This window comes from Nocardioides malaquae, assembly GCF_015070385.1.
Taxonomy (GTDB): domain Bacteria; phylum Actinomycetota; class Actinomycetes; order Propionibacteriales; family Nocardioidaceae; genus Nocardioides; species Nocardioides malaquae.
The window spans coordinates 32,088-44,710 of the sequence record NZ_JADCSA010000007.1 but is presented as its reverse complement, the minus strand read 5'-3'; the positions used below and the strand labels follow the sequence as shown (position 1 = coordinate 44,710).

Sequence of the window (12,623 nt, the reverse complement as noted above, 5' to 3'; positions counted from 1 at the left end):
CCGCCCGAACGGGAAGCCGATCCATCCTACGGGTCGAAGGCCCCGCAACCGGATTCGTCGGCCCCGGTGGGCCGGCCGCACCCTCGTACGCCCTGGGCGAGGGTGAGGCAAGACTTGCCTTCGCTGCGCCGTGACCCGGACCGGCCTACAGTGACCCGCATGAAGCTCACTGCCTCCCTCGAAGATGCGTTCAACCAGCAGATCACCCTCGAGTTCCACGCCTCGCTGGTCTACCGGCAGCTGGCCATCGAGATGGAGATCCACGACCTCCCGGGCATGGCCGGGTGGCTGCGCGCCCAGGCCGACGAGGAGATCGTGCACGCCAACAAGTTCATCGACCACGTCGCCGACCGCGACAACCACCCGCGCATCGGCACCCTCGGGGCTCCCGAGGTCACCGCGACCACCCCGCTGGAGGTCTTCCAGGCGGCGCTGGCCCACGAGGCGAAGGTGTCGGAGTCCATCCGGGCCCTCTACCGTCTGTCGGAGGCCGAGGGCGACCTCGACTCCCGTCCGCTGCTCAACTGGTTCATCGAGGAGCAGATCGAGGAGGAGGCCACGGTCCGTGAGCTCATCGGCCGCCTCGAGATGATCAACGACGACGGCCCCGGTCTCCTGCGCCTGGACGCCGAGCTGGGCAGCCGGACCTCCCCGGGCACCGAGGCGGGCTGAGACGTGCGACCCCGGCCGGGGCGCCCGGACCTGTCGCGCTGGGCCCACCTCGCTGACGTGCCCGTCGCGGACGCGGGGTCCCCGGTCCGGGTCCAGTGGCTGGGGGTGAGCACGGTGCACGTCACCGACGGCACCTCGAGCCTGCTCACCGACGGGTTCTTCTCCCGACCGGGCCTGGCCTCGGTCGCCCTGCGTCGGCTCGTGCCCGACGTGGCGCGCATCGATGAGGCGCTGCTGCTGGCCGGCATCGACCGGCTCGACGCGGTGCTGCCGGTGCACACCCACTTCGACCACGTCATGGACTCCGCGACGGTGGCGCTGCGCACCGGGGCGCGGGTCGTCGGCGGCCGGTCGACCGCCCACGTGGCGCGCGGCCACGGCCTGCCCGAGGATCGCATCACCACCGCGACCGCCGGGGAGCCCCTCGAGCTCGGCTCCTTCGAGGTCACCCTCGTCGAGGGCACCCACTGCCCGCCCGACCGCTTCCCCGGCGAGGTCACGGCCCCGGTGCCGCGCAGGGCGTCCTCACGGGCGTACCGCTGCGGCGAGGCGTGGTCGACGCTCCTCCACCACCGCCCCAGCGGTCGGCGGCTGCTCATCCAGGGCAGTGCCGGCTGCGTGCCAGGGGCGCTCGAGGGCCACAGCGCCGAGGTGGCCTACCTGGGGGTCGGCCAGCTGGGCGTGCAGAGCGAGGACTACACGCGGCAGTACTGGGACGAGACGGTGGGGCGGGTGGGTGCCCGCAGGGTCGTCCTGATCCACCACGACGACTTCTTCCGGCCGCTCACCCGGCCGCTGCGGGCGCTGCCCTACGCCGGCGACGACCTGGGCGTCACGATGGAGCGCCTGACCCGTTACGCCGAGCGTGACGGCGTACGCCTGTCGTTCCCGTCGCTGTGGCAACCGAGCGACCCGTGGGTGGGCGCCGTGGCGGACGCGAGCTGAGTCGTGCTCGCCACCCTCACCGGTCTGGGGCTCTCAGCGGCGGCCGGGCTCAACGCCTACATCCCCTTCCTGGTGGTCGCGCTGGTGGCGCGCTTCACCGACGTCATCACGCTGCCGCCGGCGTGGGCGTGGATCGAGTCGCCGTGGGCGATCGGCATCGGTGTCGTGCTGCTGGCCACCGAGGTGGTGCTCGACAAGGTGCCGATCGTCGACTCCTTCAACGACGTGGTCCAGACGGCGATCCGTCCCGCGAGCGCAGGCATCGTCGTCGCGGCGACGACCGCCGCCCAGGACGTGGAGGAGTCCTGGGACTTCCTGCAGGACAACGCCTGGGTCTCGGTCACCCTGGGCGTCGTGGTGGCGCTCCTCGTGCATGCCACGAAGGCGACCGTACGTCCCGTGGTCGACGCCGGCACCCTTGGTGCGGGCGCGCCGGTGGTCTCGACCGCGGAGGACACCGCCAGCGTCGGTCTCGCCCTCACGGCCATCTTCCTGCCCGTGCTGGCGTTCCTGCTGCTCGTCGGCCTTGTCGTGGTGGCCGTCTGGTCGTGGGGCAGGCTCAGGCGAGGGCGCGGTCGAGCGCGGCCTTGACGTGCAGCGAGGTGGAGGCGAAGACGGGCAGCTCGACGTCGGACTGCTTCACCAGGAGCTCCAGCTCGGTGCAGCCCAGGATCACGCCACCCGCGCCGGCGTCCCACAGCGACTCGATGATCGCGATGGCTTCGCGGCGCGAGGAGTCGGTGACCTTGCCGTGCACCAGCTCGTCGTAGATGACCCGGTCGAGCAGGTCCTGCTGCTCCTCGGTGGGCACCTTCACCTCGAGGCCGTGGGAGGCGATGCGGTCGGTGAAGAAGGTGCGCGAGGTCGAGAACTTGGTGCCGATCAGTCCGACGGACTCGAGACGGTGCTCCTTGGCTGCCTCGGCGACCACGTCGGCGAGGTGGATCAGCGGGATGTCCACGGCGTCCTGCACCTGCTCGGCCACGCGGTGGAAGGCGGTGGTGCACATCAGCAGGAAGTCGGCGCCGGCGCGCTCGACCGCGCGGGCGGCCTCGGAGACGATCTCCGCGACCCCGTCCCACTGCTCGTCGAGCTGCAGGGCGGTGACCTCGGCGAAGTCGACCGACGCCATCACGCTCTTCGCTGACGAGAGGCCGCCGACGCGCTCGGTGACACCCTCGTTGAGGAGCTGGTAGTAGACCGCGCTGGATTCCCAGCTCATGCCGCCAATGAGTCCGATGATCTGCACGAGCGACAGTCTGGCATTGATCCCGCAGAAGGGAAGTGCAACCCCCGCTCGTTCAGCCTTCCGTGACCCGGTGCACCTTGTGCTGGGCGGCCTGGGCGCGCGGGCGTACGACCAGCTCGTCGACGTCCACGTGGCTGGGCAGGGAGGCGATCCACCGGATCGCCTCGGCGACGTCCTCGGCGCGCAGCGGGTCGGGCACGCCGGCGTAGACCGCGTCGGCGGCGGCCCGGTCGCCACCCATCCGCACCAAGGAGAACTCGGGGGTGTGCACCATGCCCGGCGCGACCTCGGAGATCCGCACGGGCTCGCCGCACAGCTCCAGGCGCAGGGTCTGGGTGACAGCCCGGGCGGCGTGCTTGGCGGCCACGTAGCCCGCCCCACGTTCGTAGGCGACCCGGCCGGCCGTGGAGCCGACGGTGACGACGAGGGCGTCGCCGCTGGCGCGCAACGCGGGCAGGAGCGCCTGGGTGACCCGGAGCAGGCCCACGACGTTGACGTCGTACATCTGCCTCCACTGCTCGGGGTCGGCGTCCTCCACGAGGTCGTTGCCGAAGGCGCCGCCGGCGTTGTTGACCAGCACGTGCACCACCGGTCCGCAGGCCTCCGCGAGCTCGGCGACGGAGGCGGGGTCGGTCACGTCGCAGACCACCGCGGTGCCGCCGACCTCGGCGGCGACGGCGCTGATCCGGTCGAGGCGCCGGGCGGCGCAGACCACGTGGAAGCCGTCGCCGGCCAGCGCGCGGGCGGTGGCCGCCCCGATCCCGCTGCCGGCGCCGGTCACGACCGCGACCTTCCTGAGCGGGTCCGGACTGGCGTCGGCAGCGGCGGAGCGGGACACGTCGACGGCGTCAGGCGGGGTCATGGGCCTCATCCTCGCACCGGCGGTGGCAGGATCGGCGACCGTGACCATCATTGCGGCAGCAGACGGATCCGCCCTCGGCAACCCCGGTCCCGCGGGGTGGGGGTGGTACGTCGACCCGTCCTGCTGGGCGTCCGGCGGATGGCCCCACGGCACCAACAACATGGGTGAGCTGACCGCGGTGCTCGACCTGCTGCAGCAGACCGCCGAGGTGGAGGAGGACCTCGAGGTCCTCTGCGACTCCAAGTACGCCATCGACACGATCACCAAGTGGATGGCCGGCTGGAAGAAGAAGGGCTGGAAGAAGGCCGACGGCAAGCCCGTCGCCAACCTCGAGATCGTCCAGGCGCTCGACGTCGCGATGCGCGAGCGGCGCGGCAACGTCTCCTTCACCTGGGTGAAGGGCCATGCCGGCCACACCCTCAACGAGGAGGCCGACCGCATCGCCAACGCGGCGTCGCTGGCCTTCAAGGAGGGGCGTACGCCCGACCCGGGGCCGGGGTGGAGCGGTGGGTCCGACCGTGCCGACGACGCTGCCGACGACACTGCCGACGAGGCTGCCGACGACCTTCCCCACGAGCCGGCGCCCGAGCCGGAGCCCAGCCTCGACGAGGAGCCCGCCCTCGACCCGGTGGAGGCCGCCTGGGCCGCGGAGCGCGCCCTGCTCTCCGACGACGTACGCAGCGACCGCGCGGCGCTGGAGGCCCTGCTGCACCCCGGGTGGACGTTGCTGGCCGACCGGGGCCGGCTGTGGCGCCGCGAGGAGTGGCTCGACCGCGCTGGGCCGGCCGGCGACGTGGAGATCGAGGCGGTGGAGAGCACCGTGGTGGCCGACGGCACCGTGCTGCTGGTGTGGCGTGGCCGCGACCGCCTGGGCAGCGCGCTGCACGCCACGTGGTGGGTCCGTGAGGGCAGTCGGTGGCTGCAACGGTTCCACCACGTCTCCCGGACGTCTGACTAGAGTGGCCCCCTGCACGTCCGGGACCGGGAGGGGAGAACCATGACCGTGCGACAGATCGGTGGGCTGCTCGGCGCCTGCGGCGGAGTGGTGTGGATCGCCCGCTGGGCCGTGGCCCCGGGAGAGGGCGCCGCCGAGGCGCTGCGCTGGGTCGGCCTGGTGCTCGTGCTGCTCGGCCTGGCCTGCGTGGGTCTGACCCTCGTCAAGGGCACGGCGCTGTGGCTCGACGCAGTGGTCGCGGTGGCGGCCCCGGCGCTCTTCTGGGCCGTCTACGAGGTCGTCCGCGGCGAGGTGCGCGGGGCCTTCATCCTGCACGCGCTGCTGGGCGTGGTGTGCCTGCTGGTCGGGGCTGTCACGCTGGTCCGTGACCGCTACGGCGCGGCCGACGAGACCGAGGGCGTCGCTGCCCGCCGCTGAGGCCGCCGAGTCTGCTCCTTGGGTGCCGGGGAAGAATTGGCGGCCGGGACGGGTTGAGCCCTCCGGAGACCGGGCAGACGCACCACGGGTCGCCCCACCGACGTGACCGCGACGGTGCCGTATCCCTGACGGAAGGACGTGGCGTGGACCGTGTGGCGATGATCAGCCTGCACACGTCGCCGCTGGACCAGCCCGGCACCGGTGACGCCGGTGGCATGAACGTCTACGTGATCGAGCTCGCGCGCCGGTTGGCGCGCCGTGGCGTGGAGGTCGACATCTTCACCCGCGCCACCTCCTCGCGGCTGCCCGCGGTGGTCCGGGTCGCCGACGGCATCCAGGTGCGCCACGTGGCCGCCGGGCCGTACGAGGGGCTCGACAAGAACGAGCTGCCCAGCCAGCTGTGCACCTTCGCCCGCGAGGTGCTGCGGGCCGAGGTGGTGCACCCGGTGGGTCACTACGACGTCGTGCACTCGCACTACTGGCTCTCCGGGCAGGTCGGCGCCCTGGCCCGCGACCGGTGGAACGTGCCGCTGGTGCACAGCATGCACACGATGGCGAAGGTCAAGAACGCCGCGCTCGCGGTCGGCGACACCCCCGAGCCGCTCTCCCGGGTGATCGGGGAGGAGCAGGTGGTCGCGGCCGCTGACATGCTGATCGCCAACACCGAGCTCGAGGCCGACCAGCTGGTGCGCCTCTACGGTGCCGACCCCACCCGCGTCGACGTGGTGCCGCCCGGGGTCGACCTGCGCGTCTTCACGCCCCGCCGTGACCGCAGCCGGGTGCGGCGCGAGCTGGGACTGCCCGAGGACGCCTCGGTGCTGCTCTTCGCCGGACGCATCCAGCCGTTGAAGGCCCCCGACGTGCTGCTGCGCGCCGTGGCCGTGCTGCTGGAGCAGGACCCCACGCTGCGCTCGCGCCTCGTCGTGCCCGTGGTCGGCGGGCCCTCCGGGTCGGGCCTGGAGCACCCCGAGTCGTTGGCGGTGCTCGCCTCCGAGCTCGGCATCGACGACGTGGTGCGCTTCGTGCCGCCGGTCGACCAGGGTGAGCTCGCCCGGTGGTACTCGGCAGCCACCGCGGTGGCGGTGCCGTCCTACAACGAGTCGTTCGGCCTGGTCGCGGCCGAGGCCCAGGCCTGCGGCACCCCAGTCGTTGCGGCCGCGGTCGGGGGCCTCACCACGGTCGTGCGCGACGAGGTGAGCGGCCTGCTCGTCGACTCCCACGAGCCGGCGGACTGGGCCCACGCGCTGAGGCGCGTCGTCACCGACGACGTGCTGCAGCAGCGGCTGGCCTCCGGGGCGGTGGAGCAGGCGTCGGGCTTCGCGTGGGAGCGCACCGCCGACCTCACGCTGAAGTCGTACGAGCAGGCGCGGGCGCTGATGGGTGGCGCCGACACGCCGCTGCCCGGGGCGGTCACGAGGAAGGTGGCGATGTGAGCGAGCAGGACGGAACCGGGGCCTGGGCGGGCGACGCCCCGCAGGCCCGCGTCGACGAGGCCGTGGCACAGGTGGTCCGCGACCACTTGCGGCAGGCGGAGATCGACTTCGAGGAGGAGACCCCGGGGGTCTTCTCGTTCAGCCTGCCCGGCGAGCGCAAGCTGCAGACCCCGGTGCGGCTCGACGTCGGGCCGCACGCACTCGGCGTGCACGCCTTCGTGTGCCGCAACCCCGACGAGAACCACGCCGGTGTGCACCGCTGGATGCTGGAGCGCAACCTGCGCATGTACGCCGTCGCCTTCGCGGTCGACGCGGCCGGCGACATCTACCTCGACGCGCGGCTGCCGTTGTCGTCGGTGACCCCGGAGGACCTCGACGCCCTGCTGGGCTCGGTGCTGACCTACGCCGACGAGTCGTTCAACACGCTGCTCGAGCTCGGGTTCGCCACCTCGATCCGCAGGGAGTGGGAGTGGCGCAGGGCCAACAACCAGCCCACGGCCAACCTGGAGGCCTTCCGTGGGTGGCTCGAGGCCGGGGAGCAGCCCGCCGGCTCCTGAGCGAGGGTGACCCTCAGAGGTCGAGCTTGTAGCCGAGTCCGCGCACGGTGACGAGGTAACGCGGCTGGCCGGGATCGGGCTCCAGCTTCGTGCGCAGCCGCTTCACGTGCACGTCCAGGGTCTTGGTGTCGCCGACGTAGTCCGAGCCCCACACGCGGTCGATCAGCTGGCCGCGGGTGAGCACCCGCCCCGGGTTGCGCAGGAACATCTCCAGCAGCTCGAACTCCTTGAGCGGGAGCTTCACCGTCTCGCCGTCGACCGTGACGACGTGGCGCTCCACGTCCATGCGCACCGGGCCGGCCTCGAGGGTGTCGGGCAGCAGCTCGGGCTCTGCGCCGCGGCGCAGGACGGCCCTGATCCGGGCCACGAGCTCGCGCGGGGAGTAGGGCTTGGTGACGTAGTCGTCGGCGCCGAGCTCGAGCCCGACGACCTTGTCGACCTCGTCGTCCTTGGCGCTGACCATGATCACCGGCACCGACGAGGTGGCGCGGATCTGTCGGCAGACCTCCGTGCCGGGCACCCCGGGAAGCATCAGGTCGAGCAGCACGATGTCGGCGCCGTTGCGGTCGAACTCCGCCAGGGCCTCGGTGCCGGTGGCGGCGATCGCCACCTCGTAGCCCTCCTTGCGGAGCATGTAGGCGAGGGCGTCGCTGTAGCTCTCTTCGTCCTCCACGACGAGTACGCGGGTCATCAGATCGTGCCTTCCTGCAGGTCCCCGGTGGTGGGGGAGGCGGGTGCTGCTGCTTCGGTGCCGGGAGTCCCGGTGTCGGTGGCGAGGTGGCGCGGGAGCACGAGGGTGAACGTGGACCCCTGACCCTCCACCGACCAGACCTTGACGTCGCCGCCGTGGGTGGCGGCCACGTGCTTCACGATGGAGAGCCCCAGTCCGGTGCCGCCGGTGGAGCGGTGCCGGGCCGGGTCGACGCGGTAGAACCTCTCGAAGATGCGCTCGATCTCGGCGGGCGCGATGCCGATCCCCTGGTCAATGACCGAGATCTCGACGACTCGTTCGTCGGCCCGGGTCTCCACCACCACGCAGGTGTGGTCGCCGGAGTAGGCGACGGCGTTGGCCACGAGGTTGCTGACCGCCGCCGAGACCAGGTGGGGCACGCCCCGCACGGCCAGACCGGTCTCGCCGCGCACCACCAGGGTGACGTCGCGCGAGGCCGCGTCCAGGGCGGAGGTGTCGACGGCCTCGGCGACCACCTGGTCGAGCGGCACGACGCCCTGCAGGTCGCCGGGGTCGGTGGCCTGCAGCCGGGAGAGCTCGATGACCTGGTGCACCAGCTCGGTGAGTCGGTCGGACTCCACCCGCATGCGGCTGGCGAACCGTCGCACCGCCTCGGGGTCCTCGGCCGCGTCCTCCACGGCCTCGGCGAGGATCTTGATGGCGCCCACGGGTGTCTTCAGCTCGTGGCTCACGTTGGCGACGAAGTCGCGCCGCACCTCCTCGACGCGTCGTTCGCGGGTGCGGTCCTCCAGCATCGCCAGCACCAGGCGCGACCCCAGGGGAGCCACGCGCGCGTTGACCGTGAGGGGTGGCGCCAGGTCTCGCTCGAGGGTCATCTCGCGCTCGCGGATCTGTCCGTCGCGGCGCACCTGGCGCACCAGCTCGGCGAGCTCGGGGATCAGCAGCCGGTCGCCGCGCACCAGGCCCAGGGCGTAGGCCGGGGCGGAGGCCTTCAGCACCGTGTCGTGCTCGTCGACCACCACGCCCGAGCTGCGCAACGTGGAGAGCACCGTCGCCACGCCGGCGGGCAGCAGCGGGGCCGGTTGCGGGGCGGGCCGGTGCTGCAACCGGTCGCTCACGTGCCACCCCAGCACGCCGACGGCGCCGACGACGACGCCGACCAGGGCGGCGAGGGCGGCTTGCAGGGTGGGGTCCACAAGCGTGATCGTACGGCCGTCCGGCTCGTGTCCGTCCGCGGGGAGACGCCGGTCAGGCGCTGTTCATCCGGTGTTCACCGGGTGTCGTCCGCTGGTCACCCGCGCCCCCTACGGTCGGCTCCATGCGTGAGGCCTTCCATGACGAGCTCGACTCCGTCTACACCGACCTGTCCGCCATCTGCGAGCTCGTGACCATCTCGGTCGAGCGCGCCACCAGCGCCCTGCTGACCGCCGACGCCACCCTGGCGGAGCGGGTGATCTCGGCCGACGACGAGATCGACCTGGCGCGCGAGCGGGTGGAGGAGAAGTCCTTCCACCTGCTCTCCCTGCAGGCCCCGGTCGCGGGCGACCTGCGGATGGTCGTCGCCGCCCTGCGGATGGTGGGTGAGCTGGAGCGGATGGGCGACCTGTCGGTGCACGTCGCCAAGATCGCGCGGCTGCGGGTGCCGGAGGTGGCGGTGCCCGAGGACCTGCGCCCGACGCTGTCGCGGATGGCGCGGATCGCCGAGGAGATGGTCACCGACGTCGTCACGATCATCGCCGAGCGGGACGTCTCCGGCATCGACGACCTGCACCCGCGCGAGATGGAGATGGACCGGCTGCGGCGCTCCCTCTTCACGACGATGTTCGCCGAGGACTGGACCCACGGCGTCGAGGCGGCCGTCGACGTGGCGCTGCTGGGTCGTTACTACGAGCGGATCGCCGACCACGCGCTGTCGGTGGCCAACCGGATCGTCTTCGTGGTCACCGGCGAGCCCGCGGTCATCTCCTGACCACAGACGCCGGCGCAGACGCGACGAGGGCCGTACGCACGTGCGTACGGCCCTCGTCGTGTGTCCGGGTGCGCCTCGCGGCGCGGAGCTCAGCGACCCTGGTTGGCGACGGCTGCCGCCGCGGCCGCGGCGGCCTCGGGGTCGAGGTACTCGCCGCCGCGGACCAGCGGCTTGAAGTTCTCGTCGAGGCGGTAGACCAGCGGCATCCCGGTGGGGATGTTGAGGCCGGCGATGTCCTCGTCGCTGATGTCGTCGAGCACCTTCACGATCGCGCGCAGCGAGTTGCCGTGGGCGGCGACCAGGACGGTCAGCCCGTCCTCGAGGTCACCGGTGATCTCGGTCTCGAAGTAGGGCATCAGGCGGGCGATGACGTCCTTGAGGCACTCCGTGCGCGGCAGCTCGTCGCCGAGGCCCGCGTAGCGGGGGTCGCCGACCTGGGAGAACTCGTCGGCGTCGTCGAGGGGCGGCGGCGGGACGTCGAAGGAACGACGCCACGTCATGAACTGCTCCTCGCCGTACTGCTCGAGGGTCTGCTTCTTGTCCTTGCCCTGGAGGGCGCCGTAGTGGCGCTCGTTGAGGCGCCAGTCGCGCTTCACCGGGATCCAGTGCCGGTCGCAGGCGTCGAGGGAGAGGGCGGCGGTGTTGATCGCGCGGCGCTGCAGGGAGGTGTGCACGACGTCGGGCAGGACGCCGGCCTCCTTCATCAGCTCACCGCCGCGGACTGCCTCGGCGCGGCCCTTCTCGGTGAGGGCCACGTCGACCCAGCCGGTGAAGAGGTTCTTGGCGTTCCACTCGCTCTCGCCGTGGCGGAGCAGGACCAGGGTGTAGCTCATCAGTGGCCGCTCTCCTGCTCGAGGTCGTTGCCGCTCTCGCAGCGCTCGGAGCCTGCGGGCACGCCGGCGACCTCCGCGTAGGGGCCGCAGTTGCGGACGACGGGCAGCTTCATCTCGGCCTGCTCGCCGTTGTCGAACATGAAGGTGACGGGCACGAAGTTGCCGGCCTCGAAGTCACCCGAGACGGAGATCGGGGAGTCGGAGGTCGCGAGGTTCTCGAAGCCCTGGGGCGCGAGCTCGACCTCGGCCACCTCGCCGACGGTGAGGCCCTGGCCGCTGAGGCCGGTGAGCGTCACGGTCTCGTCGACCGACTTGTTCGACAGGCTGGCGACCACGACGCCGCCACCCTCGCCGTCGGAGACGACCACGCCGGCCAGCACCGCCACGGTGTTGGAGCGGTCGTTGGCGCCCACGCCCGGCGTGTAGTCACGGTCGGTGGCGTAGTCGAACCCACAGGAACTCAACACGGGCGCGAGGACGAGTGCGAGGGACGCGAGCGCAGTCGTGCGGCGGCAAGGCTTCTGCATGCCTGACAGGGTAGCGGTCGCGAGGACCGGGCGGCGCGCTGGGCCACGACGTGGCCGGTGGCAGGGAGGTCGGCGCCGGACCGGCAGCATCGTGCCCCGTGGTGTTTGGGCCTCGCGGCAGGCGGGTAGAACCCCTCTGCGTCATGTGCTCGTGCACTCCACCGGGGGGCCACCCACCCGTGGCCGAGGCACACGACGAACGCCTCTGTCAAGGGCGAGCGACGGTTGCCGTCGACCCCAAAGTGGCCCCTGACCTGCGGAAACGCTCTTCCGGCCGCCGGTGTGACGTGATACACTTCGGCCCGGAAAGGGGAACTGAACACATGACATACACCGTCGGCGAAACGGTCGTCTACCCGAATCACGGGGCTGCAGTCATCGAGGACATCGAGGTGCGGACGATCAAGGGGGAAGACCGGCAGTACCTGGTCCTCAGGATCATCGCCCAGCAGGACCTCGTGGTCCGCGTCCCGTCCAACAACCTCGACCTGGTGGGCGTCCGCGACGTCGTCGACCAGGCCGGTCTCGACCGGGTCTTCGACATCCTGCGCGCCTCGCAGGTGGAGGAGCCCACGAACTGGTCCCGTCGCTACAAGGCCAACCTGGAGAAGCTGCACAGCGGCGACGTCATGAAGGTCTCCGAGGTCGTCCGCGACCTCTGGCGCCGCGAGCGTGACCGCGGCCTGTCGGCCGGCGAGAAGCGCATGCTGGCCAAGGCGCGTCAGATCCTCGTCTCGGAGCTGGCCCTGGCCGAGAAGACCAACGAGGACAAGGCCGAGGCCATCCTCGACGAGGTCCTGGCCTCCTGACGTGCCCACCGCACTCACCACGACGAGACCCCCGGGAAGCCCCCGGGGGTCTCGTCGTACGGTGGAGACCTGATGGACGAGACCACTTCTCCGGCCGACGCCGCACCCGCTGACTTCGCCGAGCTCGCCGCCTCGATCGACCCCCACGACATCGACCTCGGCGACCTGGCCCCGTTGGGCCTGCTTCTCGACGAGGACCGCGGCTCGCTGCCCTACGCCCTCATCCACGGCGAGGCGCTCGTCGCCTGCGCCGCGTGGGCCCTGGGGGAGGCCGGCGTGCAGCCGGTCGACACCGGCACGACGTGGGAGGAGCTGGCCCTCAGCGGTGAGCCCGTCGTGCTGCACGACCCGTTGTGCCCCATGACGCCGTCCGACTTCATCGCCGCCTGCGTGCTGCGCGCGGTCACCGAGGACGTCGTCGTGGTCGCGGTCCGCCCCGTCACCGACACCGTCAAGACCGTCACCGACGGCACGGTGGGGGAGACGGTCGACCGCGAGGAGCTGCGTGCCCTCGCCTCGCCGGTGGTCCTGCCTGCCTCCGTCGTCGCTGCCCTGCCCTCGTTGCCGGCCGTCCACTTCGAGCAGCTCGTCCCGGCGCTCCGCCAGCACTTCCGGGTCGAGCTGGTCCCCGCGCCCGTCCAGGCCCGCCGGGTGGCGGATGCCGACGACGTCGCCGTGCTCGAGGCGCTCACCCGCCGCTGACC

The 12,623-nt window shown here is 71.9% G+C and carries 16 protein-coding genes; 10 read left to right on the top strand and 6 right to left on the bottom strand.

Annotation, left to right across the window (positions count from 1 at the left end):
• Positions 1 to 159 precede the first annotated feature (159 nt).
• From IEQ44_RS08620 to IEQ44_RS08610, 3 genes are read left to right on the top strand one after another with little or no spacing between them, the layout of a single operon-like run.
• On the top strand, positions 160 to 672 hold the full coding sequence (locus tag IEQ44_RS08620) for a ferritin (protein ID WP_193638053.1): 513 nt from the start codon (positions 160 to 162) through the stop codon (positions 670 to 672).
• 3 nt (positions 673 to 675) lie between these two features.
• Entirely contained in the window at positions 676 to 1,617 is a 942-nt protein-coding gene (locus IEQ44_RS08615; protein WP_193638052.1) for an MBL fold metallo-hydrolase, read from the top strand.
• Between the two features lie 3 nt (positions 1,618 to 1,620).
• Positions 1,621 to 2,208, top strand: coding sequence for a DUF4126 domain-containing protein (locus tag IEQ44_RS08610; RefSeq protein ID WP_193638051.1), 588 nt, complete (start codon positions 1,621 to 1,623; stop codon positions 2,206 to 2,208).
• Here IEQ44_RS08610 and IEQ44_RS08605 read toward each other — a convergent pair.
• Positions 2,177 to 2,866: an aspartate/glutamate racemase family protein gene (locus IEQ44_RS08605; protein WP_193638050.1), complete on the bottom strand. Its 690-nt coding sequence runs from the start codon at positions 2,864 to 2,866 to the stop codon at positions 2,177 to 2,179. The genes IEQ44_RS08610 and IEQ44_RS08605 overlap by 32 nt on opposite strands.
• 52 nt (positions 2,867 to 2,918) lie before the next feature.
• Positions 2,919 to 3,728, bottom strand: a complete 810-nt coding sequence (locus tag IEQ44_RS08600) for an SDR family oxidoreductase (protein ID WP_193638049.1) — start codon at positions 3,726 to 3,728, stop codon at positions 2,919 to 2,921.
• On the opposite strand from IEQ44_RS08600, the gene IEQ44_RS08595 reads away from it, so the two are divergent.
• The 4 genes from IEQ44_RS08595 (at position 3,727) to IEQ44_RS08580 (ending at position 7,090) form a co-directional block, all read left to right on the top strand.
• A complete protein-coding gene (locus IEQ44_RS08595; protein WP_227487178.1) occupies positions 3,727 to 4,686 on the top strand; it encodes an RNase H family protein in 960 nt (319 codons plus the stop codon). The genes IEQ44_RS08600 and IEQ44_RS08595 overlap by 2 nt on opposite strands.
• Positions 4,687 to 4,725: 39 nt before the next feature.
• Positions 4,726 to 5,100, top strand: a complete 375-nt coding sequence (locus IEQ44_RS08590; RefSeq protein WP_193638048.1) for a hypothetical protein — start codon at positions 4,726 to 4,728, stop codon at positions 5,098 to 5,100.
• A gap of 143 nt (positions 5,101 to 5,243) precedes the next feature.
• A complete protein-coding gene (mshA, locus tag IEQ44_RS08585; protein WP_438861847.1) occupies positions 5,244 to 6,533 on the top strand; it encodes a D-inositol-3-phosphate glycosyltransferase in 1,290 nt (429 codons plus the stop codon).
• Positions 6,530 to 7,090 (top strand): type III secretion system chaperone family protein, encoded by a 561-nt coding sequence (locus tag IEQ44_RS08580; RefSeq protein ID WP_319804579.1) that lies wholly within the window; start codon positions 6,530 to 6,532, stop codon positions 7,088 to 7,090. Before mshA ends, IEQ44_RS08580 begins: the two co-directional genes overlap by 4 nt.
• 13 nt (positions 7,091 to 7,103) lie before the next feature.
• On the opposite strand, the gene IEQ44_RS08575 is transcribed toward IEQ44_RS08580, so the two are convergent.
• Positions 7,104 to 7,781 (bottom strand): response regulator, encoded by a 678-nt coding sequence (locus tag IEQ44_RS08575; protein ID WP_193638047.1) that lies wholly within the window; start codon positions 7,779 to 7,781, stop codon positions 7,104 to 7,106.
• Positions 7,781 to 8,977: a sensor histidine kinase gene (locus IEQ44_RS08570; protein ID WP_193638046.1), complete on the bottom strand. Its 1,197-nt coding sequence runs from the start codon at positions 8,975 to 8,977 to the stop codon at positions 7,781 to 7,783. Before IEQ44_RS08570 ends, IEQ44_RS08575 begins: the two co-directional genes overlap by 1 nt.
• 122 nt (positions 8,978 to 9,099) lie before the next feature.
• Here IEQ44_RS08570 and phoU point away from each other — a divergent pair, with 122 nt between their 5' ends.
• The gene (gene phoU, locus IEQ44_RS08565; protein ID WP_193638045.1) at positions 9,100 to 9,750 is read left to right on the top strand and encodes a phosphate signaling complex protein PhoU; all 651 of its coding nucleotides are present in this window, start codon (positions 9,100 to 9,102) and stop codon (positions 9,748 to 9,750) included.
• A gap of 89 nt (positions 9,751 to 9,839) precedes the next feature.
• Here the strand turns inward: phoU and IEQ44_RS08560 are convergent, their stop codons facing one another.
• Together IEQ44_RS08560 and IEQ44_RS08555 are read right to left on the bottom strand one after the other, a co-directional pair.
• Positions 9,840 to 10,583, bottom strand: coding sequence for a phosphoglyceromutase (locus IEQ44_RS08560; protein WP_193638044.1), 744 nt, complete (start codon positions 10,581 to 10,583; stop codon positions 9,840 to 9,842).
• Positions 10,583 to 11,110, bottom strand: a complete 528-nt coding sequence (locus IEQ44_RS08555; RefSeq protein WP_193638043.1) for a hypothetical protein — start codon at positions 11,108 to 11,110, stop codon at positions 10,583 to 10,585. The genes IEQ44_RS08560 and IEQ44_RS08555 overlap by 1 nt, the downstream gene beginning before the upstream one ends.
• Before the next feature lie 323 nt (positions 11,111 to 11,433).
• Between IEQ44_RS08555 and IEQ44_RS08550 the strand changes: the two genes are divergently transcribed.
• Both IEQ44_RS08550 and IEQ44_RS08545 read left to right on the top strand, forming a co-directional pair.
• Entirely contained in the window at positions 11,434 to 11,919 is a 486-nt protein-coding gene (locus tag IEQ44_RS08550; protein WP_193638042.1) for a CarD family transcriptional regulator, read from the top strand.
• A 72-nt stretch (positions 11,920 to 11,991) separates the two neighbouring features.
• The gene (locus tag IEQ44_RS08545; protein WP_193638041.1) at positions 11,992 to 12,621 is read left to right on the top strand and encodes a 2-C-methyl-D-erythritol 4-phosphate cytidylyltransferase; all 630 of its coding nucleotides are present in this window, start codon (positions 11,992 to 11,994) and stop codon (positions 12,619 to 12,621) included.
• The last annotated feature ends 2 nt before the right edge of the window (positions 12,622 to 12,623 follow it).

Coding starts and splice junctions, on each gene's coding strand:
- IEQ44_RS08590 (WP_193638048.1), top strand. CDS start 4,726: ATGACCGTGCGACAGATCGGTGGGCTGCTCGGCGCCTGCGGCGGAGTG.
- IEQ44_RS08560 (WP_193638044.1), bottom strand. CDS start 10,583: ATGAGCTACACCCTGGTCCTGCTCCGCCACGGCGAGAGCGAGTGGAAC.
- IEQ44_RS08620 (WP_193638053.1), top strand. CDS start 160: ATGAAGCTCACTGCCTCCCTCGAAGATGCGTTCAACCAGCAGATCACC.
- IEQ44_RS08575 (WP_193638047.1), bottom strand. CDS start 7,781: ATGACCCGCGTACTCGTCGTGGAGGACGAAGAGAGCTACAGCGACGCC.
- phoU (WP_193638045.1), top strand. CDS start 9,100: ATGCGTGAGGCCTTCCATGACGAGCTCGACTCCGTCTACACCGACCTG.
- IEQ44_RS08600 (WP_193638049.1), bottom strand. CDS start 3,728: ATGACCCCGCCTGACGCCGTCGACGTGTCCCGCTCCGCCGCTGCCGAC.
- IEQ44_RS08550 (WP_193638042.1), top strand. CDS start 11,434: ATGACATACACCGTCGGCGAAACGGTCGTCTACCCGAATCACGGGGCT.
- IEQ44_RS08595 (WP_227487178.1), top strand. CDS start 3,727: ATGGGCCTCATCCTCGCACCGGCGGTGGCAGGATCGGCGACCGTGACC.
- IEQ44_RS08555 (WP_193638043.1), bottom strand. CDS start 11,110: ATGCAGAAGCCTTGCCGCCGCACGACTGCGCTCGCGTCCCTCGCACTC.
- IEQ44_RS08545 (WP_193638041.1), top strand. CDS start 11,992: ATGGACGAGACCACTTCTCCGGCCGACGCCGCACCCGCTGACTTCGCC.